Origin of the sequence: Devosia albogilva, assembly GCF_042685625.1 — a bacterium.
GTDB lineage: Bacteria > Pseudomonadota > Alphaproteobacteria > Rhizobiales > Devosiaceae > Devosia > Devosia albogilva.
In genome coordinates this window covers 2,378,872-2,398,828 of record NZ_JBHUNP010000001.1, presented here as the reverse complement: position 1 = coordinate 2,398,828, position 19,957 = coordinate 2,378,872, and the positions used below count along the sequence as shown (strand labels likewise).

General features: G+C 67.0%; 18 protein-coding genes. 9 read left to right on the top strand and 9 right to left on the bottom strand.

Features of this window, described 5'->3' with window-relative positions; genetic code table 11:
- Nucleotides 1-51: 51 nt before the first annotated feature.
- Together ACFSX5_RS12035 and pdeM are read left to right on the top strand one after the other, a co-directional pair.
- Entirely contained in the window at nt 52-2,541 is a 2,490-nt protein-coding gene (locus tag ACFSX5_RS12035) for a ligase-associated DNA damage response DEXH box helicase (RefSeq protein ID WP_386835637.1), read from the top strand.
- Complete coding sequence (gene pdeM / locus ACFSX5_RS12030; protein ID WP_386833713.1) at nt 2,538-3,245, top strand: ligase-associated DNA damage response endonuclease PdeM; 708 nt, start codon at nt 2,538-2,540, stop codon at nt 3,243-3,245. Before ACFSX5_RS12035 ends, pdeM begins: the two co-directional genes overlap by 4 nt.
- Before the next feature lie 179 nt (nt 3,246-3,424).
- On the opposite strand, the gene ACFSX5_RS12025 is transcribed toward pdeM, so the two are convergent.
- From ACFSX5_RS12025 to ACFSX5_RS12015, 3 genes are all read right to left on the bottom strand, one after another.
- On the bottom strand, nt 3,425-4,189 hold the full coding sequence (locus ACFSX5_RS12025; protein ID WP_386833711.1) for a TIGR02186 family protein: 765 nt from the start codon (nt 4,187-4,189) through the stop codon (nt 3,425-3,427).
- Complete coding sequence (locus ACFSX5_RS12020) at nt 4,186-5,118, bottom strand: sulfite exporter TauE/SafE family protein (RefSeq protein WP_386833710.1); 933 nt, start codon at nt 5,116-5,118, stop codon at nt 4,186-4,188. The genes ACFSX5_RS12025 and ACFSX5_RS12020 overlap by 4 nt, the downstream gene beginning before the upstream one ends.
- A 486-nt stretch (nt 5,119-5,604) precedes the next feature.
- Nucleotides 5,605-9,177 (bottom strand): peptidoglycan-binding protein, encoded by a 3,573-nt coding sequence (locus tag ACFSX5_RS12015; RefSeq protein ID WP_386833708.1) that lies wholly within the window; start codon nt 9,175-9,177, stop codon nt 5,605-5,607.
- Nucleotides 9,178-9,351: 174 nt separating this feature from the next.
- Here ACFSX5_RS12015 and ACFSX5_RS12010 point away from each other — a divergent pair, with 174 nt between their 5' ends.
- A complete protein-coding gene (locus ACFSX5_RS12010) occupies nt 9,352-10,023 on the top strand; it encodes a response regulator (RefSeq protein ID WP_386833707.1) in 672 nt (223 codons plus the stop codon).
- Nucleotides 10,024-10,026: 3 nt separating this feature from the next.
- On the opposite strand, the gene ACFSX5_RS12005 is transcribed toward ACFSX5_RS12010, so the two are convergent.
- A complete protein-coding gene (locus ACFSX5_RS12005; protein ID WP_386833705.1) occupies nt 10,027-11,649 on the bottom strand; it encodes a hybrid sensor histidine kinase/response regulator in 1,623 nt (540 codons plus the stop codon).
- 157 nt (nt 11,650-11,806) lie between these two features.
- Here ACFSX5_RS12005 and mscL point away from each other — a divergent pair, with 157 nt between their 5' ends.
- The 4 genes from mscL to ACFSX5_RS11980 all read left to right on the top strand — a co-directional run bounded on the left by mscL (nt 11,807) and on the right by ACFSX5_RS11980 (nt 15,146).
- Nucleotides 11,807-12,244: a large conductance mechanosensitive channel protein MscL gene (gene mscL / locus ACFSX5_RS12000; protein WP_386835636.1), complete on the top strand. Its 438-nt coding sequence runs from the start codon at nt 11,807-11,809 to the stop codon at nt 12,242-12,244.
- Between the two features lie 227 nt (nt 12,245-12,471).
- A complete protein-coding gene (locus tag ACFSX5_RS19655) occupies nt 12,472-13,107 on the top strand; it encodes a response regulator (RefSeq protein ID WP_449240232.1) in 636 nt (211 codons plus the stop codon).
- A 209-nt stretch (nt 13,108-13,316) separates the two neighbouring features.
- Nucleotides 13,317-13,709 carry a GFA family protein gene (locus ACFSX5_RS11985; protein WP_386833704.1) on the top strand — a complete coding sequence of 131 codons (393 nt, stop codon included), beginning with the start codon at nt 13,317-13,319 and terminating at the stop codon, nt 13,707-13,709.
- A 75-nt stretch (nt 13,710-13,784) separates the two neighbouring features.
- Nucleotides 13,785-15,146 carry an MATE family efflux transporter gene (locus ACFSX5_RS11980; RefSeq protein ID WP_386833703.1) on the top strand — a complete coding sequence of 454 codons (1,362 nt, stop codon included), beginning with the start codon at nt 13,785-13,787 and terminating at the stop codon, nt 15,144-15,146.
- On the opposite strand, the gene ACFSX5_RS11975 is transcribed toward ACFSX5_RS11980, so the two are convergent.
- Together ACFSX5_RS11975 and ACFSX5_RS11970 are read right to left on the bottom strand one after the other, a co-directional pair.
- A complete protein-coding gene (locus tag ACFSX5_RS11975; protein WP_386833702.1) occupies nt 15,143-16,252 on the bottom strand; it encodes a quinone-dependent dihydroorotate dehydrogenase in 1,110 nt (369 codons plus the stop codon). The two genes, ACFSX5_RS11980 and ACFSX5_RS11975, sit on opposite strands and share 4 nt — an antisense overlap.
- Nucleotides 16,249-16,605 carry a DUF952 domain-containing protein gene (locus tag ACFSX5_RS11970; protein WP_386833701.1) on the bottom strand — a complete coding sequence of 119 codons (357 nt, stop codon included), beginning with the start codon at nt 16,603-16,605 and terminating at the stop codon, nt 16,249-16,251. The genes ACFSX5_RS11975 and ACFSX5_RS11970 overlap by 4 nt, the downstream gene beginning before the upstream one ends.
- 114 nt (nt 16,606-16,719) lie before the next feature.
- On the opposite strand from ACFSX5_RS11970, the gene ACFSX5_RS11965 reads away from it, so the two are divergent.
- On the top strand, nt 16,720-17,361 hold the full coding sequence (locus tag ACFSX5_RS11965; RefSeq protein WP_386833700.1) for a S24 family peptidase: 642 nt from the start codon (nt 16,720-16,722) through the stop codon (nt 17,359-17,361).
- Nucleotides 17,358-17,804 carry an aminoglycoside 6'-N-acetyltransferase gene (gene aac(6') / locus ACFSX5_RS11960; RefSeq protein ID WP_386835634.1) on the top strand — a complete coding sequence of 149 codons (447 nt, stop codon included), beginning with the start codon at nt 17,358-17,360 and terminating at the stop codon, nt 17,802-17,804. Before ACFSX5_RS11965 ends, aac(6') begins: the two co-directional genes overlap by 4 nt.
- A 14-nt stretch (nt 17,805-17,818) precedes the next feature.
- Here the strand turns inward: aac(6') and ACFSX5_RS11955 are convergent, their stop codons facing one another.
- The 3 genes from ACFSX5_RS11955 to ACFSX5_RS11945 are packed head-to-tail and all read right to left on the bottom strand — an operon-like array spanning nt 17,819 to nt 19,909.
- Nucleotides 17,819-18,016: a type II toxin-antitoxin system HicA family toxin gene (locus tag ACFSX5_RS11955; RefSeq protein WP_386833699.1), complete on the bottom strand. Its 198-nt coding sequence runs from the start codon at nt 18,014-18,016 to the stop codon at nt 17,819-17,821.
- A complete protein-coding gene (locus ACFSX5_RS11950) occupies nt 18,017-18,250 on the bottom strand; it encodes a DUF1902 domain-containing protein (RefSeq protein WP_386833698.1) in 234 nt (77 codons plus the stop codon).
- 60 nt (nt 18,251-18,310) lie between these two features.
- Complete coding sequence (locus ACFSX5_RS11945) at nt 18,311-19,909, bottom strand: lysine--tRNA ligase (RefSeq protein WP_386833697.1); 1,599 nt, start codon at nt 19,907-19,909, stop codon at nt 18,311-18,313.
- Between the last annotated feature and the right edge of the window lie 48 nt (nt 19,910-19,957).

Sequence of the window (19,957 nt, the reverse complement as noted above, 5' to 3'; positions counted from 1 at the left end):
CCTTGATGGGGAGGGAGTGAGGGTGGGGTGGAGTTCGGCGCGCGGAGTTCTGTGGTGACCGCCACCCTGCCCCCGATCATTGCCGAGTGGTTCGAGCGCAAGGGGTGGCGGCCGCGGGAGCATCAGTTGGGGGTGCTCGGGAGCTGGCAGCAGGGGCGATCACAACTGCTGATCGCGCCGACCGGCGCCGGCAAGACGCTGGCGGGCTTTCTGCCAACGCTGAGCGACCTGGCCGACGGCGGGTTCGAGGGACTGCACACGCTCTACGTCTCGCCGCTCAAGGCGCTGGCGGTGGACGTGCAGCGCAATCTCAATGCGCCGATCCTGGAGATGGGGCTGAAGATTTCGGCCGAGACCCGGACGGGGGATACGCCGGCATCGAAGCGCGTGCGGCAACGGACCAAGCCGCCGCAGATCCTGCTCACGACGCCCGAGCAACTGGCGCTCCTGATCAGCCATCCGCATGCCGAGCTGATGTTCGGTTCGCTCAAGCGCATCGTGCTCGACGAACTGCATGCGTTGGTGACGTCGAAGCGCGGGGAATTGCTGTCGCTGGCCCTGGCGCGAATCGCGGCGCATGCGCCGGATTTGCAGATCACGGCGCTGAGCGCCACGGTGGCGCGGCCGGACCTGTTGCGCGACTGGATCGCGGCACCGCTGCCGGAGCGCGAAACGGAACTCCTGGTGATGAAGGGCGGGGCGGCGCCGGAACTACAGATCCTCGAGACGGAGCAGCACCTGCCCTGGGCGGGACATTCGGCGAACTATGCCCATGCCGAGCTCTACGAGGTGATCAAGCGGCACAAGACGACACTGTTGTTCGTCAACACCCGCTCGCAGGCGGAGATGCTGTTCCAGGGGCTGTGGAACATCAACGAGGACATGCTGCCGATCGCGCTCCACCACGGGTCGCTGTCGGTGGAGCAGCGGCGTAAGGTCGAGAGCGCGATGGTGTCGGGTGCGCTCAAGGCGGTGGTGTGTACCTCGACGCTCGACCTCGGCATCGACTGGGGCGATGTGGACCTGGTGGTGCAGGTGGGGGCGCCCAAGGGCTCGTCGCGCATGCTGCAGCGGATCGGCCGCGCCAACCACCGGCTGGACGAGCCGTCGCGAGCGCTGCTGGTGCCGTCGAACCGCTTCGAGGTGCTCGAATGCGAGGCGGCAGTGGAGGCGGTGGCGGAGGGTCACCAGGACAGCGAGGACCCCATCGCCGGCGGCTATGACGTGCTGGCGCAGCACGTGCTGGGCATGGCCTGCGCCGAGCCGTTCCATGCCGACGATCTCTATGCCGAGGTGAGGCGGGCATGGCCCTATCGCGAGCTGCCGCGCGGGCAGTTCGACCGCATTCTCGATTTCGTGGCGACCGGCGGCTATGCGCTGCGGGCCTATGAGCGCTATGCGCGGCTGCGGCAGACCGAGGACGGGCGCTGGCGGATCGCCCATCCGCAGGTGGCGCAGCAATATCGGCTCAATGCCGGCACCATCATCGAGGAGCCGATGGTGAAGGTGCGGCTGGTGCGCGGTCGCGGCTTCAAGCGGGGTGCGGTAACCGGGCCGATCGGCTATGGCGGCCGGGTGCTGGGGGAGATGGAAGAGTCGTTCTTCGGCCAGTTGCAGGTGGGGGACACCTTCATCTTCGGCGGCGAAGTGGTGGCCTTCGAGGGGCTGCGGGAGAACGAGGCATTCGTCAGCCGGGCGCAGGCGACGGACCCGAAGATCCCCTCCTACATGGGCGGCAAGTTTCCGCTGTCGACCTATCTCGCCGAGCGGGTGCGGCGGATCATGGATTCGCCGGAGGAATGGCGGAAGCTGCCGGAGCAGGTGGAAACCTGGCTCAGGCTGCAGCGCGAGGTGTCGGTGGTGCCGCAGCGCGACAGCCTGCTGGTGGAGACGTTTCCGCGCGGGACGCAGAACTTCATGGTCTGCTACCCGTTCGAGGGGCGGCTGGCGCACCAGACGCTGGGCATGCTGCTGACGCGGCGGCTGGAGCGGGCGCGGGCGCGGCCGCTGGGGTTCGTTGCGTCCGAATATTCACTCGGCATTTGGGGGCTGGGTGACCTGTCGGGGCTGATCCGCACCGGGCGGTTGTCGCTGGACGAACTGTTCAGCGAGGACATGCTGGGCGACGACCTCGAAGACTGGCTGGATGAATCGGCGCTGATGAAGCGGACGTTCCGCAACTGCGCGATCATTGCCGGGCTGATCGAGCGGCGGCATCCGGGCAAGGAAAAGACCGGTCGGCAGATCACCATGAGCTCGGACCTGATCTATGATGTGCTCTACCAGCACGAGCCGGACCACATCCTGATCCAGGCGACGCGGCGAGATGCGGCGCGTGGACTGCTCGACATCGAGCGGCTGGGGCAGATGCTGAAGCGCATCCGCACCCATATCGTCCACAAGCCGCTCACGCGGATTTCACCGCTGGCCGTGCCGGTGATGCTCGATATCGGGCGGGAACCCATTTTCGGTGAGGGGCGCGAATCTGCTATGGCGGAGGCAGCCGACGAACTGATGCGCGAGGCGCTGGGGCGGAGTTGAACCAGCCATTCATCCGGGCCGAGATCACGGAGACCCCGATCTTGCGCTTTTCGGGACACAATTTCGAACCCCTGCCCTCGGGCGCGCTCTTCTGGCACGGCCAGCAGACGCTGCTGGTTGCCGACCTGCATCTCGAGAAGTTGTCGAGCTACGCCCGGCACGGGCAGATGCTGCCGCCCTACGATACCGGGCTGACGCTGGCAAAGCTCGAAGCGGACATGCGCCGGACCGGCGCCAGCCGCGTGGTGGCGCTGGGCGACAGTTTCCACCGCGATGAAGGTTCCACCACGCTGCTCGAGGCGGACCGGGCGCGGGTGGATCGGCTGACCGATATGGCGGAGTGGATCTGGCTCGGCGGCAATCACGATCCGCGGCCGCATGCCCTGGGCGGCCGCTGCATGAACGAGGTGGAACTCGCCGGCGTGCTCCTGACGCACGAGCCCCAGCGCAATGCCGCGGGGATGATCGCGGGGCACCTCCATCCCTCGGCGCGGGTGCATATGGAAGGGCGCACCGCACGGCGGCCGTGTTTCGTCCATGACAACCGGCTGATGATCCTGCCCGCCTATGGCAGCGCCACCGGTTCGCTCAACATTCTGTCGCCGGCCTTTTTCGGGCTGTTCCACTGGCCGGCGCTGGAGGTGGTGATGCTGGGGCGCGAGCGCACCTATCCGGTGAGCCCGAAGCGACTGGTGCGGGGGTAGGCTCGGGCGAGTGGCATCTGCCGGCCACCCCCACCGCGTGTCATCCCCGCGGAGGCGGGGATCCATCCTGGCCTGCCTGCACATCCACCTGGCGGCCGTTCAGCCATCTCGAGATGGGCCCCGGCTCAAGGCCGGGGTGACACTGAGTGTGTGTAGGCGTCATGCCTTCAAGCCAACGATCAGCGCCGGAAGACCACGCCGCCGAGCCAGCCGGTGACGAGGGCGAGCAGGACGCAGACGACGCCGTAGGCCAGCGGGTACTGGACGGCGGAGAGGGCAAGGAAGCGTTCGAAGCCGATCTTGCGGACGGCGAAGCCTTCCGATCGACGGGCGACGATTTCGCCGTTCTTGAACACGTATGTCAGCGCCAGATAGGGACCGGGCGGGGCGTGGCTCGGCAGGGTCAGGCGGGCGGAATAGAAGTTGTTGGCGAGGAACTGAACGCCGTTCTCCTGGACACCGAACAGACCTTCCTCGGTCATCAGGCGGACGAGTTGGCGGCCGAAGACGGCGGTCTTCCACCAGCCGGCGTCAGTGGGCGTGACGATGTGGGACTCGGGCAGGATGCGGTTGGTGGTGAGCGTGGTGACATCGGAGATGTCGCGCAGGCGGGCGCTCGAGAGCACGTGGAAGTAGCTCGGAAAGTTCTCGAACTCGACCTGGTCGGTGTTGAGCCAGACGCCGAAGATGTTGGACTTCTGGCGGGCGACACGGGTCTGGGTGGGGCCGACAACGACGATGACGACGTTGTAGGGCCCCTGCACGGTGGAGGGATCGGCACCCGCTTCGGGGCCGATCTGGCCGAAAAAGGTCAGCCGTTCGCCATCGAAGCTCGAGGTGATTTCCACCGTGTCGCTCGACACCTGGGTGACGAGGCGCTGGGCAGCGGCGGGTGGTGCAAGGAGCACCAGTGCAGTCAGTAGGGTGGCGAGAAAGCGTTTCACCGCAAGCCTCCCGGCCCCATCACGGCCATGCTGAACGGGTCGGCGGGGGTGAGGATCAGCGACAGGCCAAAGCGGATGGCAACGGCGAGGACCAGCAGCGCCAACAGACCACGAAGTTGCTCGCCGCGCAGATACTTGCCGGCGGAAGCGCCGAATTGGGCGCCCACGGTGCCGCCGACCATGAGGCAGAAGGCGAGGAGAATATCGACGCTCTGGCTCTGGACGGCATGAAGGATGGTGGTGGCGCCCATCATCGCCACGACCTGCGCCAGCGAGGTGCCGATGACGACATTGCCAGGCACGCGCAGCAGATAGACCAGCGCCGGCACCATGATGAAGCCGCCGCCGATGCCGAGCAGCGAACCGACGAAACCGATGAAGAGGCCGATGATCAGCACCGGCAGCACGCTGATATAGAGGCGCGACTTCTTGAACCGGACACGCATGGGCAGGCCATGAATCCAGTTGTGCTGGTTGGGCAGCCGCTCGCGGACCACCACGCCCTGGCGCTGCCGGAGGATGGCGCGGGTGGACTCGATCAGCATCATGACGCCGACCGAACCGAGCAGGATCAGGAAGCCCAGCGAGATGACAAGGTCGAGCTGGCCGGCATTGCGCAAAAGCGAGAAGGCGGCGACGCCGCCGAATGCGCCGAGAATGCCGGACAGCACCAGATACATGGCCAGGTGCAGGTCGACGGCGCCGCGGCGATAGTGGGCCAGAGCCCCGGAGGTCGAGGCGGCAACCACCTGCCCGGTCACCGAGGCGACAGCCACCGAAGAGGGGACGCCGGAAAAGATCAGCAAGGGCGTGAGCAGGAACCCGCCGCCGACCCCGAACAGGCCGGACAAAAAGCCAACCGCCCCTCCGATCCCCACGAGAAAGAAGAGGTTCACGGAAAGCTCGGCGATCGGCAGATAGACCTGCAAGGCTCAGAATTCCGGGGATCAGCTTGATCGCCACCAGCTTAGCGCATTGTGCGTCAACAAGAAGTCAAGCGATCACAGGATTGTGGAAATGCCCGCGGACGCGAGGCCCCCACCCAGCCTCCCCCTGAAGGGAGGTTGGCTCGCTCCGGAGTTACCGAGTCCCCTGGAACGGAAGTCTGCCCTGTGGACGAAGAACGCAGAAGCTTCGGCCTTCCCCTCCCCCTTGAGGGGAGGGGTGAGGGCATCGGCGGATGTGCAGACGGGAGTTCGGGGGTTGTCTTGACCTCGACACCCCCACCCTCGATCCCTCCCCTCAAGTGGGAGGGAGGCGATGGGGGCCGCGCTGCGGTGTACGGCAAGGAGGAGGGAGGAGAGGATCGAGCTTGCATCGGCGTGATCCGAATAACCCCCACCCAGCCTCCCCCTGAAGGGGGAGGGGTGGATCGAGATTGGCTCGCTGCTGGAGGTGTCCCTGCGAGATCTAGCCTAGACGGGCTGGCTGCCGAGGACGGCGAGGAGGCGGGGGTTGATCTGGCCCTTTTCCGACATGCCGGTGCCGCGCTCGAAGGCCTTGATGGCTTCCGCCGTTTTGGGGCCGGCGACGCCGTCCGGGGTGCCGATGTCGTAGCCGAGCTTGACCAGCGCCTGCTGCACGCGGGTGATCACCTCGCGACTGGTGATGGGCTCGCCCGGGTCAAAGGCTTCCGCCCAGGTTCCGATGGGAGCGAAGTTCGACGGCAGGTCGATGGGCGCGGCCTTCCACGAGGCCAACTCGGCGTCGAGGCGGCCGACGGCTTCGGCGTTGAGCGACTTGGCGATATCGTCCTTGGCCTTGCCGGCGTCGGCATCGCCACTGCGGGCGGCCAGCGAGAACCATTTGTAGGACTGCTCGAAATCCTGCTCCACCCCAAGGCCACGGGCATAGAGCATGCCGAGGTTGAACTGGGAATCGGTCATGCCGAGTTCGGCTGCCTTGGTGAACCATTCGGCAGCGGTCTCGAAATCCTGCGGGCCGAGTTCGCCACCGGCATGCAGGGCTGCGAGGTTGTGCATGGCCATGCGATTGCCGTCTTCGGCGCTGCGCTGGTACCACAGACGGGCGACTTCGAGATCCTTCTCGAGCCCCTGCCCTGCTTCGTAAAGGTTGCCGAGGCGATACTGGGCCGGGGCGAAGCCTTGGGCGGCAGCGCGCTCGTACCACTTGGCGGCTTCGGCGAAATCCTGCTCGACCGCACGGCCTTCGCTGAAGATCGCACCGATCTCGAACTGGGCCCGCACATCACCATCGGCAGCAGCCTGGCGCAGTTCGATCGGGCCCACTGCCTCGGGCGGCAGATCGAAGGGCTCGGCAGGCGCGGCGGCGATGGTGTCGGGAATGCTGCCGGTGGTCTCGGACGAGGGTATGCCGGTGGGGACGGGATCAGCGGCGGGCTCGGCGGGGGCCGAAGCCGCTGTGGTTGCGAGCAATGCCGGCGGCATGGGCGTCGCCGTCGGCTTGGGCGCGGAGAAGCCGGCCGTGGCGTTGGGGTTGATCGCGCCGACTGCACTCGAGTCGACCATGTCGATGGTGCGCGGGTTCGGCGGCACCAGCGACACGTCCTGCTGCTCGCTCGGCACCGGAGTGGCAACCGGATCGGCGGGGACCGGATCGGCCGGTGCAGTGGTTTCGCTCGGCGCGACGGTGGGCGTGGCCTGCTGCTCGGCACTGCGCTGCAGCACCAGGTTCAGCGCCAGCATGGATACCGCCACCAGCGCGGCGGCGAGCAGCAGCGGGCGCCGGTTGCGGCTCAGGAAGCTGCCTTCGGCTGCCGGATCGTCCTCGACCATGGGGATCGGGGCTACGGCCGCGGCAGCGGCCTTGCGCGACGGGCGCGGCTCGGCGGCCGGCTGTTCGCCCTTGGCGGGCTTGGCGGGCTTGCCCTGCTTGGCTGGCTTGGCGGCCCTGGACTTTGCGGGTACCTTGACCGGCCCGGCGGTGGGGACTGCGACCTCGGCGTCCCCCTGGCGAGCCTTGGGCCGGAAGCGCGCGAGGGCGCGGCCGATGGGCGAGGCATCCGAGATATCGTTTGCCGGGCCATCCTGACGCGCCTGCTGGGCACGCCGGGCGGCGGCGACGAAGGTGGAGGTGCTGCTGGCGGCCGGCGCAACGTCGGGCGCGGCGGGACGGCTCTTGGGCTGGACTTCGGCGAAAGGATCGGTCGGTTCGTTGCCAAAGCTCGACACCGGGCGCGGCGGACGCTCGACCACGGCCGGATCGAACACCGGGCGGCCCTCGGCTTCGACGCGCGACGGCGGAGGCGGCGGAAAGCCGGGATCGACCAGCGGAGCCTCGGCAGCCGGGTTGGCGGGCATGCTGTCGGACTTGCCGGAACGGGCGAGCGCCGCGAGCATGGCGTCGAGCCGCTTGTCTTCGGTATCGGCCGGGGTGGATTGCGGCTCGGCGGGACTGGCTTCCGGGGCCGACTGACGCGCCGGCTGGCGCTGCGTATTGCCGCTCAGCGCGGCCTCCAGCCGTGCCAGGCGCTCGGCGGTGTCGCGGCCGGCGGTGTTCAGGACGGCCGTCATGCGCTCCTCGAGCGCGCTGATGCTGTCTTCGCTCAAGCCGGGTGCCGCGGCGGGTGCGGCCGTCTTGCTGATGGCCTCGGAGGTCTTCTGCGCCAACATGGTGGCGAGCTTGTCGTAGTCGGGACCCTTGCTGGCCGTGCGGATAAGGCCGGTGATCTGGTCTTCGATGCTCTTGAGGCTTTCCGGCCCGAACATGGCCACGGGCGCCGGCGCCTTGCGGGTGACGGCTTCGCTGGTGCGCTCGGCGACCAAGGTCGCCATGGCTTCGAGGCCGGCCTGGTCCTGCTGCGTGGAGTAGAGACGGGCCAGCTTGTCGAGCTGGGCGCCGGTGTCATCCATGCGCGCCATCAACTGATGCAGCTGATCCTCGACCTTGCGGGTGTCAGCGGGCTGCAGGTTACGGCTGGCGAGGTCCTCGAGGCGGTTCTCGATCTGCTGGAAGCGCGGCTCCATGCCGGCGAGCACCGCGTCGCGCAGGGCGGAAACATCGGTCTTGAGCCCGGCAACGTCGCCATTGGCGCTTTCGAAATCGCCGATACGGGCGGCGAGGGCATCGACCTTGGCGACCAGCTTGCTGGGGGCGGCGTCGCTCGACTTCATCGCCTTGGTGAAGGCCGCCATTTCGGCCGTCAGCCGCTCGAGCTCGGGGCTCGGCAGGGCGACATTGCGCTCGATGGCATCGATGCGGTCGTAGATGTTGCGGACGCTCTGCTCGATCGACTCGACCAGTGGGGCGGTGTCGCCGCCGCTCTCGATGCGACGTTCCTCGCGGACGACCTCGCGCTCCATCTGCTGAGCCTGCAGTTCGGCGAGCTTGCCGACAGTGGCGGTGACGTCATCGAGACGATGGTTGATGGCGCTGAGGTCGACCCGCGGGCCCTCCTCGATCATGGCGCCGAGCGCGGCGATCTGCGCTTCGAGACGCTTGACCTGCCCCGTCTCGCCGACGGCACCGGCAAGCAGTTCCACCACATGGGTGAGCTGCTCCACCTGGCTGGCGACCTCGCGGACGCTGCCATGGCCGTTGCGCTGGGCCTTGAGTTCGCCTTCGAGCCGCTCGAGCCGACCGGAGAGGCCGGTAACAAGGGTGGTGAGTTCGCGGAATTCAGGGTTCTCGCTGGCGCGACGGCCGACACTCGGACCAGGCGCCGACATCTGCCGGCTGCGGATTTCGGCGATCGCCCGGGTGAGGGCGTCGGTCTCGTCATCGGCCATGGTGTCGCGCTCGCTGAACCGGTCCACCGCACGCTTGACCGTCCGCAGGGCCTCGCGGCGCCGAACAGCCGGCTCGGCACCACCCTCGACACGTTCGCGCAGGGTTCGCACCCGCTGCGCCAGCCCGTTCACCGCCGGTTCCGGACGCTCGTCGCGAGCGTAGCGATCCTCGACCTGATCGAGCAGCGCCACCAGTTCGCCGCGCAGCGCCTGCCACTCGCCCCCGGAGGGGTCGCGCGGAACGTTCAACGTCTCCGGATCGAGGTAGGCGCGGGGCATGGTTGGTCCCTGTGCATTGAATGGCGGCCCTCGCGACTCCACGAAGGTATGACGGTCACTGTTGAGAAAACATGGTAAAGAAGCCGTTAAGCATTGCCGCAATATGCAACAGCCACCGCCTGCGGAACCTGCTTTTGTCGGGGTTCTGCCATCTCAGAGGAGCTCCATTCGGGCATGACTCGCCGCCGCATCATTATCGTCGACGACCACCCGCTGTTTCGGGCGGCGCTGAAGCAGACGCTGGCGGGCGGGGACACGACCGTAGCGGTGGAAGAGGCCGGGGACCTCAATGGGCTGAGCGCGGCGCTCGATGCCGATCGGGACTGCGACCTGGTGCTGCTCGACCTCAACATGCCGGGGGCACGGGGCTTTTCCGGCTTGCTGCTCTTGAGGGCGCAATATCCCGACATTCCGGTGATGATCATCTCCGCGGTGGAAGACGGCACTGTGATCCGCAGGGCATTCGAACTCGGCGCGGCGGGATACCTGCACAAATCGGCCGGACCGACGGAGATCCGGCGGGCGATCGAAACGGTGCTCTCGGGCGAGATGTTCGTGCCGGCTGGGGCGAGCCTTGCGGCGGAGGACAGCCACAGCGCCCTGATGCGGCGGCTGGCGACGCTGACGCCGCAGCAGGTGCGGGTGCTGATGATGCTCAGCGACGGATTGATGAACAAGCAGATCGCCTATGAGCTGTCGATCTCGGAGGCGACGGTGAAGGCGCATGTGTCCGCCATCCTGCAGAAGCTCGATGTCGACAGCCGCACCCAGGCGGTGATCGCGGCGGCTCGGATCGAGGAAGGCGAGTTCGAGGCGCTGTTCAACCTGGGAGCGGAGAAGGCGTAGCGCCTACCCTGCCCGCCGGACCGGACGGCCGCTCTGACTGGCGAGGCCGCTGATGGCGGCGCGCAGGGCGGCGGGCTTGACCGGCTTGGTGACGACAGTGATGCCGCGATCCTCGGCAAGGGCGCGAACGGCGGGACTGCGGTCGGCAGTGACCAGAGCGGCCGGCAGGTGGCCGCCGAGATTGTGGCGGAGCCACTCGATCGCATCGAGGCCGGACGTCTGGTCGAGGTGGTAGTCCATCAGCACCAGGTCGGGATACCAGCCTTCGAGCAGGTGTTCCTTGTCGATCTGTTTCAGCGACAGCGCGCTGCGGACCTCGCAGCCCCAATGGCCGAGCAGGCCCTCCATGGCTTCCAGGATGGCGCGCTCGTTGTCTACGCAGAGCACCTTGAGGCCCGCCATGCCGAAGCCGGCTTCGGCGGCGGGGCTCGGTGCCTCGGATGCGGCGCGCACCGGGCGGGTTACCGGCAGGTAGAGCGAAAAGCGCGAACCGCGGCCCTCGGCGCTATCGAGTTCGAGCGTCAGGCCCAGCGCGGTGACAAGACGCTGGACGATCGAGAGGCCGAGCCCCAGCCCTTGCGCCATGCGGGCGCCACGCTCGAGGCGGGAGAATTCGGCAAACACCAGCCGGTGCTGGTCACGGTTGAAGCCGATGCCGGTATCGACGATGTCGAGGCGGACGCGGGCGCCGCGCCGGCGCAGCCCCACCAGCACCTTGCCGCCGGGGGCGGTGTATTTGATGGCGTTGGAGACGAGGTTCTGCACGATGCGGCCGACTAGGGTGCGGTCGGCGAGCAGCGTCACCGCCGAGGGCACGATGCGCAGCGAGATATTGCGCTCGCGGGCCATGGGGGCGAACTCGACCTCGATCTTGCGCAGGAGATCGCGGGCGGTGACCGGCGCCACGGCCGGGCGGAGGGCGCCGCTGTCGATGCGCGAGATGTCGAGGAGCGCGGCCATGATGTCTTCCACCGCCGTCAATGAAGCCTCGATGGAATTGGCGAGTTCGGCAAGGCTGGTGGATTTGGCGCGCTCGATCAGCGTCGAGGTGTAGAGCCGGGCGGCGTTGAGCGGCTGCAGCAGGTCGTGACTGGCGGCCGCGAGAAACCGGGTCTTGTCGTGGTTGGCAGCGTCGGCCTTGGCGCGGGCGATCTCGAGTTCGGCATTAACGCGGGTGAGCGCGGCGGTGCGCTCGGCGACGCGGCCTTCGAGGGTCTGGTTGACGCGCTCGAGTTCGCGCTCGGCGTGAGCGCGGGCGGTGACGTCGGAGATGCTGATCACGAGCCCGCCTTCGGGCAGGCGGCTGGAATGAAACTCCAGGGTCTGGCCGGAATGGCCGAGGCGCTGGGTGACGGTGCTTTCCGAGGAGGTCAGCAGGTCGATGCGCTCCACGGCCAGCCGGGTGGCGTCACCCGGGCCGAGATCGCCGCGCGCGGCAAGGCGCAGGGCGATGTCGAACAGCATGGTGCCCGGCGCGCCCACCGTCTCGGGCAGGCCGAGCAGGTCGACATAGCGCCGGTTCGAGGTGACGAGGCGCAGCGCGGCATCGAAGATGGCGATGCCCTGCGGAAGATGATCGATCGCCTGCCGGAGGCTGGTGGCGGCTTCGGCCGCTGGCGGTTGCATGAGCGCGGGGATCCGGGTTGCTGAGCAGACTATGGGCGCCTCATCCGGCACAGGCAAGGCCGACGTCCGGCCATTGCCTCGCGCGGAATGTTAACCGATGTTAGCCTATCCGCGCGTGGGAGCCGGATTTGCGGCAAGGAGAGAGACAATGGCCGGTGTGTTGAAGGAATTTCGCGATTTCGCCATCAAGGGCAACATGATCGACCTCGCCATCGGGGTGATCATCGGAGCGGCGTTCGGCGCCATCGTGTCGTCGATCGTTGACGACATCTTCATGCCGCTGATCGGACTGATCATCGGCGGGATCGACTTCTCCAACCTGTTCATCGTTCTCTCCAACCCCAACGACGTGCCGGTGCCCTCCGTCGCCGCCGCACGGGACGCGGGCGTTGCCACGCTCAATATCGGGCTGTTCATCAACGCGGTGGTGAAGTTCACCATCATCGCCTTCGTGCTGTTCATGGTGGTGAAGGCGATCAACGCCATGAAGCGCGAAGCGGCCAAGGAGCCGGTTGAAACCACCCCCGCCCCGAGCAAGGAAGAGATTCTGCTGACGGAGATCCGCGACGCGTTGCGGGCGAACCCGCGGGTGTAGGAAGACTTTCCTTGACATCGACCACATAGGTTCATATGCCTACTCCGTAGGTGCTGCGTCCATCCGGGTTTTTCCGGATCGGGAAAAATCCGCACACCTCGTGCACAGTGGATCCGCCTTTTACCGGGTTGCCCGGGACGATGGTGCTTGGAGCCGCGCCGTTGCCGGGAGGCTGTTGGGACAGGTGAAGCGTGGGACGGACGCATCTGGCCAAGGAGGGAACGGCAATGAGCGACCAGGCCGACTACCACTCGCATCGTACCGGTGACCGGCTGATCCATATCGTCGATGGCGACATCGAAACCTGTGAAGCATTGAGCGTGCTGTTTCGGCTGGAGGGATTTCAGACCGGGTACTTCCTCGAGGCGGCGCAGTTCGTCACCGCTTTGGAGCGGTGGCAGCCGGATGTTGTGGTGCTGAACCTGCGGGTGGGGCAGGACAGCGGGCTGGCGCTGCTGAGCCGGGTGCGGGGCGCACAGACCGGCACACCGGTGATCATGCTGGCGGACGGCCCGCAGGTGGAAGCGGCGGTGACGGCGATGAAGCTGGGGGCCACCGACGTTTTGACCAAGCCGCTCGACAGCGATCATCTGCTGATGGTGGTGCGTGAGGCCTTGCGGCGGGAGGCCTCGCGGACGCCGGCGCCGCAACACCGGCCAGTGGAGCTGCGCAACTTCGCGGGAGGTGCTGCAGTTGATCACCAGCGGGCAATCCAACAAGGAAGCCGGGCGGCAGCTGGGGATTTCGCCGCGCACCATCGAGGTGCACCGGGCGCGGGTGATGGAGAAGCTTGGGGCGAAGAATACCGCCGACCTGATGCGGATCGTGCTGACCAGTTGAGGGTGGACCTGCCGGGGCGGTGACGCCGTGGTGGGTTTACCGCGAGATCTCAGGGATGGGTCCCCGCTTTCGCGGGGATGACAACTGGTGGGTGTGGGGCACGGGCAGCAACGCTCACGCATCGCAGAACTGGCCCGATACGGCGCCTCAACCGGCAATGGGAAACTGACTGCGGCGGATCGCGCGGTCACCGCGTGCGTTCGTGCCAGACACGGAGCTGAGGAGGCGTGACATGGAGCGGGTGACGGGTGGGTGCCTGTGCGGGGCGGTTCGCATCGAGGCGGTGGGGGAACCGTATCGGGTGGGCGTCTGCCATTGCCTCGACTGCCGCAAGCATCATGGGGCGTTGTTCTTTGCGGCGGCGATGTTTCCGGCTGCAGCGGTGGCGGTGACGGGTGAAACGGGCAGCTACAAGGGCCGACATTTCTGCCCGCGCTGCGGCTCCTCGGTGTTCGCCGTGAGCGGAGACGAGGTGGAGCTGCATCTGGGGGCGCTGGACCAGCCGGACCAGTTCGTGCCGACCTATGAATGCTGGACGGTGCGCCGGGAGGCGTGGCTGCCGGAATTTCCGGAAATGCGGCAGTACCAGCGCGACCGTGAGGCGGCAGGGCGTTCGGAAGGCTAAGCCTCTCCCGCCGCTTGCGAAGGTCGCGGCGGCAGCTACAAGAGACGGTTCGTCTCGTCGACTCCCTCGGACATCATGACCACCTCCCCTTCGCCCGCGCGGCCGCAGCATCCTTTCGTGGTTCGCCATGGCGACGTGCTGCGCATCGCCCTGCCCGCTTCGATCGCCTTCATCACCGAGCCGCTGGTGGGGCTGGTCGACATCGTGGTGATCGGACGGCTGGGTGACGCGGGGCTTCTCGGCGGGCTGGTGCTGGGGGCGCTGGTGTTCGACGTCCTGTTCTCGCTCGCCTATTTCCTGCGCATCGGCACAGGGGGCCTGGTGGCGCAGGCGGTGGGGGCGCGCGACCCGCAGGATGGCTTGCTGCATGTGAGCCGGGCACTGGTGCTCGGCGTCGGGATCGGCCTGGCGATGATCGCTCTGTGGTGGCCGATCCTGTGGCTGTCGACGACGCTCTTGGCGCCGGAGGCCGGTGCGAGCGCGGCGCTGGCGGACTACTTCTTCTGGCGCATCTGGTCGGCACCGTTCTCGCTGGTGAACTATGCCCTTCTGGGCTGGTTCTACGGCCGCGCCGCGGCACGAACCGGCATGCTGCTGCAATTGCTGCTGCACGGGATCGACATCACCCTCAGCATCTGGATGGTGCACGGGCTCGGTTGGGGCGTGCCGGGCGCCGCGATCGCTACGGTGATCGGGCAGGTCGTGGCCGCCGGTGTGGGGTTGGGGCTGCTGATCCGGCACTATGGTGGCATCGCGCCGATGCTGCGCCGGCTCAGCGTGCCGGACCTGCTGCATGCACCGGCGGTGACCCGGATGCTGGGGCTGAGCCGCGACCTGATGATCCGCTCGGCGGCGCTGATGGGCGCCTATGCCTGGTTTGCCGCACAGGGCTCGCGCATGGGCGAGGTGGCATTGTCGGCCAATGCGGTGCTGCTGAACCTCCTGATGGTGGCCGGCTATTTCCTCGACGGCATTGCCCAGGCGGCGGAGCAACTGACCGGCAAGGCGGTGGGCGCCAACTGGCGGCCGGCCTTCGACCAGGCCTACCGCCTGTCGATGGTGTGGGGGCTGATGATCAGCCTCGTGATGGGCGCGGCCTGGTACCTGTCGGGGCCGTGGCTGATCGGCTTCATGACCACCAATGAAGAGGTGCGAGCCTATGCGCTGACCTACCTGCCGATCGCGGTGGTGGCGACGCTGACCTTCATGCCGGCCTTTGTCTATGACGGCATCCTGATCGGCACGACGCTGAACACCACGATGCGCAACGGCATGGTGGTGTCGCTGGTGGTCTTCCTCGCCGCGGCGATGGTGCTGCAGCCGATGCTGGGCAATTGGGGGCTGTGGGCCGCGCTCCATTGCTGGTTCCTGGCGCGCGGCGGCATCTATTGGTGGGCGCTGGAGCGGCGGCGGGCCGGCTTGTTTGCGGTGGCCTAGAGGCTGGCGCGGCCGGCAGCCCAGTCGTCCGTGCGCGTGCCGGACAGTTCGGCGATGCTGGTCTTTCCGGCCGCGCGGACGGCGGTGACGAGGCCGCGCTTGATGCGATCGAGCAGGTCGAGCCCGCCGAACACCAGCGCAGAGTAAAGCTGGATGGCGTCGGCACCAGCCTCGAACTTGGCGACGGCCGATTGCGGCGAGTGGATGCCGCCGACGCCGACGATGGGCAGCGTGCCGACGCGCTGGCGCATCTGCGCGAGGCGGCGGGTGGAGAGTTCGAACAGCGGCTTGCCGGAGAGGCCGCCGGTTTCCGCGGCATTTTCGAGGCCAGCCACCGGGTCGCGGCTGATCGTGGTGTTCGAGACGATGAGTCCGTCGAGGTCGGTAGTCTCGATCACTGCGGCGACGGCATCGAGGGCGGCCTCGTCGAGATCGGGCGCGATCTTGAGCAGCACCGGGACGCGGGTCCTGGCCTTGGCACGGGCGGCAAGCACGTCGCCAAGGAGGCGCCGCAGCGTTTCATCGGCCTGCAGATTGCGCAGGCCCGGGGTGTTGGGCGAGGAGATGTTGACGGTGAGGTAATCGGCCAGATCGGCGAAGCGGCGGACGCCGAGCACATAGTCGGCGACGAAATCCTCGCTGTCCTTGTTGGCGCCGATGTTGACGCCGAGAGCGGCGGGCACGCGGAGGTTGCGCAGGCGCTCGAACACGGCGTCATGGCCCTCGTTGTTGAAGCCCATGCGGTTGATGACGCCTTCGGCGGCAGCGACGCGGAACAGGCGGGGCTTCGGGTTGCCCTGCTGCGGGCGCGGCGTGACGGTGCCGATCTCGACCATGCCGAAGCCCATCAAAGCCAGCGGCCGCGGCACCTCGGCGTTCTTGTCGAAACCGGCAGCCATGCCGACCGGGTTGGTGAGCTCGAGGCCGCAGAGGCTGGTCTTAAGCTCGGGCGGATCGGCGCGATCCTGCTGTGGCGCCAGGCCAAGGCGCAGTGCAGTGATGGTGCTCGTATGGGCCGTCTCCGGATCCATGTTGAGCAGGGTCTGCCGGGTGACATCGGCGACGCCCGGCAGGCGGAGCAGCGGCGACAGGGCAGACAGGATCATCGGACCGCCTCCGGGAGGGTGCAGGACCCGTCTGCGGCGACGCTCACCGGCGCTTCCCAGGCCACGGCGGAAAGCGGCAGCGGACGGTTGTAGAGGTGGGGGAACAGGGCGCCGCCGCGCGAGGCTTCCCAGACGAGGTCGTCGCCCAGATCAGCCGTGCGGACCGCAAGGATCACCAGGTCGGACTGGCTCTTGAAGTGAAGCCGCAGGGTTTCGGCCAATTGCTCCGCGGTGGAAAAATGCATGTAGCTATCGGCGTCGTCGATCGGCATGCCGGCGAAGCTGGTGGTGGCGCGGGCGGGGGCAAAGGCCGCTTCGGTGGCGATCTTGTAGATGAATTCGGGGCTCGGCATGGCGCGGACCGTATAAGGGCGGTTCGTGGGCCGCAAGCGGATCGGACTTTACTTTGGGAGAAGAGGAGGATAGGTATAGGACGTAATTCTGTGCATTGAGAATAATGTCCTGACATGCTGTCGCACCGCGCCATCTGGGACGGAATAGACGCGCTGGCCCGCCGCCACGGGCTGTCGGTGTCGGCGCTCGCCAAGCTGGCGGGGTTCGACGCGACGGCGTTCAATGTTTCCAAGCGCGTCGGCAAGGACGGCCGGCCCCGCTGGCCGTCGACCGAGAGCATCGCCAAGGTGCTGGAGGCGACGGGGGAAAGTTTCGAGACGTTCTTTCAGGGCGCCGGCGCCTATACGCAGGGCGCATCGACGGGGCGGCTTTCGACGGTGCCGCTGCTGGGCCTCGCGCAGGCGGGCACGGGCGGCTTCTTCGACAGTGCGGGTTTCCCGGCCGGACAGGGCTGGGACGAGGTGGCGCTGCCGACGCCGGGCGACAACGGGGTCTATGCGCTTGAAGTGCAAGGCGATTCCATGGAGCCGCTCTATCGCGAGGGCGACCGCATCGTAGTGTCGCCCACCGAGCAGGTGCGGCGCGGCGACCGGGTGGTGGTCAAGACCCGCGACGGCGAGGTGATGGCCAAGATCCTGGCGCGGCAGACAGCCAAGCAGATCGAACTGCATTCGATGAACCCGGCCTATCCACCGCGGACGTTCGAACTCAAGGACATCGAATGGATGGCGCGGATCATCTGGGCGAGCCAGTGAAGATCGTTCCGCTTACCGAGGCTAATGCAGCCGAGTGGCTGGAACTGCGCCTGGCGCTGTGGCCGGATACCAGCCGGCAGGAGCACGAAGCGGAGATCACTCAGATCCTCGCCGCGCTGGGGGACACCTTCAGCATTCTGGCGCAGGACCGGGAAGGGGCCGCACTGGGGTTTGTGGAGGCGAGCCTCAGACGCGACTATGTCAACGGCACCGACACCTCGCCGGTCGCCTTTCTCGAAGGCATCTACGTCGTGCCCCAGGCGCGCGGGCGCGGGGTGGCGCGGGCGCTGGTGGCGGCGACGGAGACCTGGGCGCGCGAGCAGGGCTGCATCGAATTTGCCTCCGATGCGCTGCTCGACAATGTCGACAGCCACGCCATGCACAGGGCGCTCGGCTTCGAAGAGACCGAGCGCGTGGTGTTCTTCAGGAAGGTGCTGAAGTAGCAGCCGCTTGGCCCTCAGAACTTCTTGTCGATGCCGGCCTGCTTCATCACGGCGTTGGCCGTGTGGCGGGACAGACTGCCCCTGTCGACGGTGAAAGTGCGGCCAGTGATCGGGCTGTACCAGATCTCGTGGTCGCCTTTGCCGTGGCGCTTGAAGGTGCAGCCTGCGGCACGCAAGGCTTCGACGATCTCGGTGTAGAAGCCGCGGACCATCTACTCGGCGGCGTCGCCGGTGATGTCTGCCAGCACGTGGAAATCGATGGTCCGAGGGTCGGGGCCGGTGACATCGTTGTCAGCGAGCAGTTCCGGGGTTACCGCCACCACCCGCCGGTACAGATCGTCCAGCGTCGCCGCTTCCGTCACCAGTCCAACGATATCCTCGCTCGTGGCAACCCAGACCCCGGCTTCGGCATCCCATTGCGCCGTGACGCGAAAGCTGTCTGTCATCTGCCCTTCCTCGCTCGGCAAGGAGCGTAGGACATCACCGGCTGACCAGCAAGCCAGCCCTCAGGTCAGCAGCTTGCCGGCCAGGGCGTCCTCGATGAGCATGCGGGTTTCGCCAACGCCATAGAGGGCGATGAAGGAGCCGAAGCGGGGGCCCTGATCGTCGCCGAGCAGCACCTGATAGATGGCCTTGAACCAGTCGCGCAGGGGCTCGAACTTGTGGGCCTTGCCGATCTCGTAGACGAGGTTCTGCAGGGCCTCGGCGTCGGTCGAGCCGGCATAGCCTTCGAGCTGGGTGCGCAGGTCCTCGAGGGCGGCGCGCTCCTGCTCGGTGGGCGCCCGATAAACCTTGAGCGGCTTCACCTTGTCGTTGAAGTAGCGCACGGCATAGGCGGCGAGCTTGTCGAGCTCGGGATGGGTGGCAGGGCTGGCACCGGGGATGTAGCGCGAGATGAAGCCCCACATCACCTTGGTGTCCTGGGCGTTGGCAGTCGCCACCAGATTCAGCAGCAACGCAAAGCTCAGCGGCACGTCGGGGTTGGGCACGTCGCCATAGTGGACGTGGAAGGCTGGGTTCTCGAGCCGGGCGGCCGCATCCTGCGTCTGGTAGGCGGCGACGTGGGAATAGTAGTCGTCGACCTGGCGCGGGATGACGTCGAAGTGGAGGCGCTTGGCCACCCGGGGCTTGAGGAACATGTAGAGCCCCAGGCTCTCGGTCGAGGCATAGGTCAGCCACTCGTCGATGGTGAGGCCGTTGCCCTTGGATTTGCTGATCTTTTGGCCTTCGGCGTCGAGGAACAGCTCGTACACATAGTGCTCGGGCGGGGTGCCGCCGAGGATGGCGCAGATGCGGTCGTAGATCGACTGGTTGGTCTGGTGATCCTTGCCGAACATCTCGAAATCGACACCCAAAGCGGCCCATCGCATGCCGAAATCGGGCTTCCATTGCAGCTTTACGTTACCGCCAGTGACCGGAACGGTGGTGTCTCGGCCATCTTCGTCAGTGAAAGTGACAGTGCCGTCCTTTGCGTTCACTTCCTTCATCGGCACGTAGAGCACGCGACCGGAAATCGGCGAGATCGGCAGGAAGGGCGAGTAGGTCGCCTGCCGCTCGGCGCCGAGGGTGGGGAGCATGACGGCCATGATGTCGTCATAGCGCTCGGCGGCGCGCAGCAGCACTTCGTCGAACTTGCCGGACTTGTAGTAGTCGGTGGCGCTGGCGAATTCGTAGTCGAAGCCGAAGGTGTCGAGGAAGCGCCGCAGCATGGCGTTGTTGTGGTGCCCGAAGCTCTGGTGCTCGTTGGTCCAGGGGTCCGGCACCGAGGTCAGCGGCTTTTGCAGATGCGGCTCCATCGCCTCCTTGGAGGGGACGGTGTCCGGAATCTTGCGCATGCCGTCCATGTCATCGGAGAAACACAGCAGCCGGGTCGGGATCTGGTCGCGGGTGAGCAGGCGAAAGGCGGTGCGCACCATGGTGGTGCGGGCAACCTCGCCGAAGGTGCCGATATGCGGCAGACCCGAGGGGCCGTAGCCCGTCTCGAACAGGGCTTCGGTCTTGCCGGACTTTTCCAGCCGCCGGACGAGTTTGCGCGCCTCCTCGAACGGCCAGGCGCGGGCGGTCTGGGCGGCGTCGAAAAACGCGGGGTCAAGCTCGGGCAGCACTGGGGAAAGCCTCTATCTCGGGGAACCGGGGGTGTTTGACACCGGCGG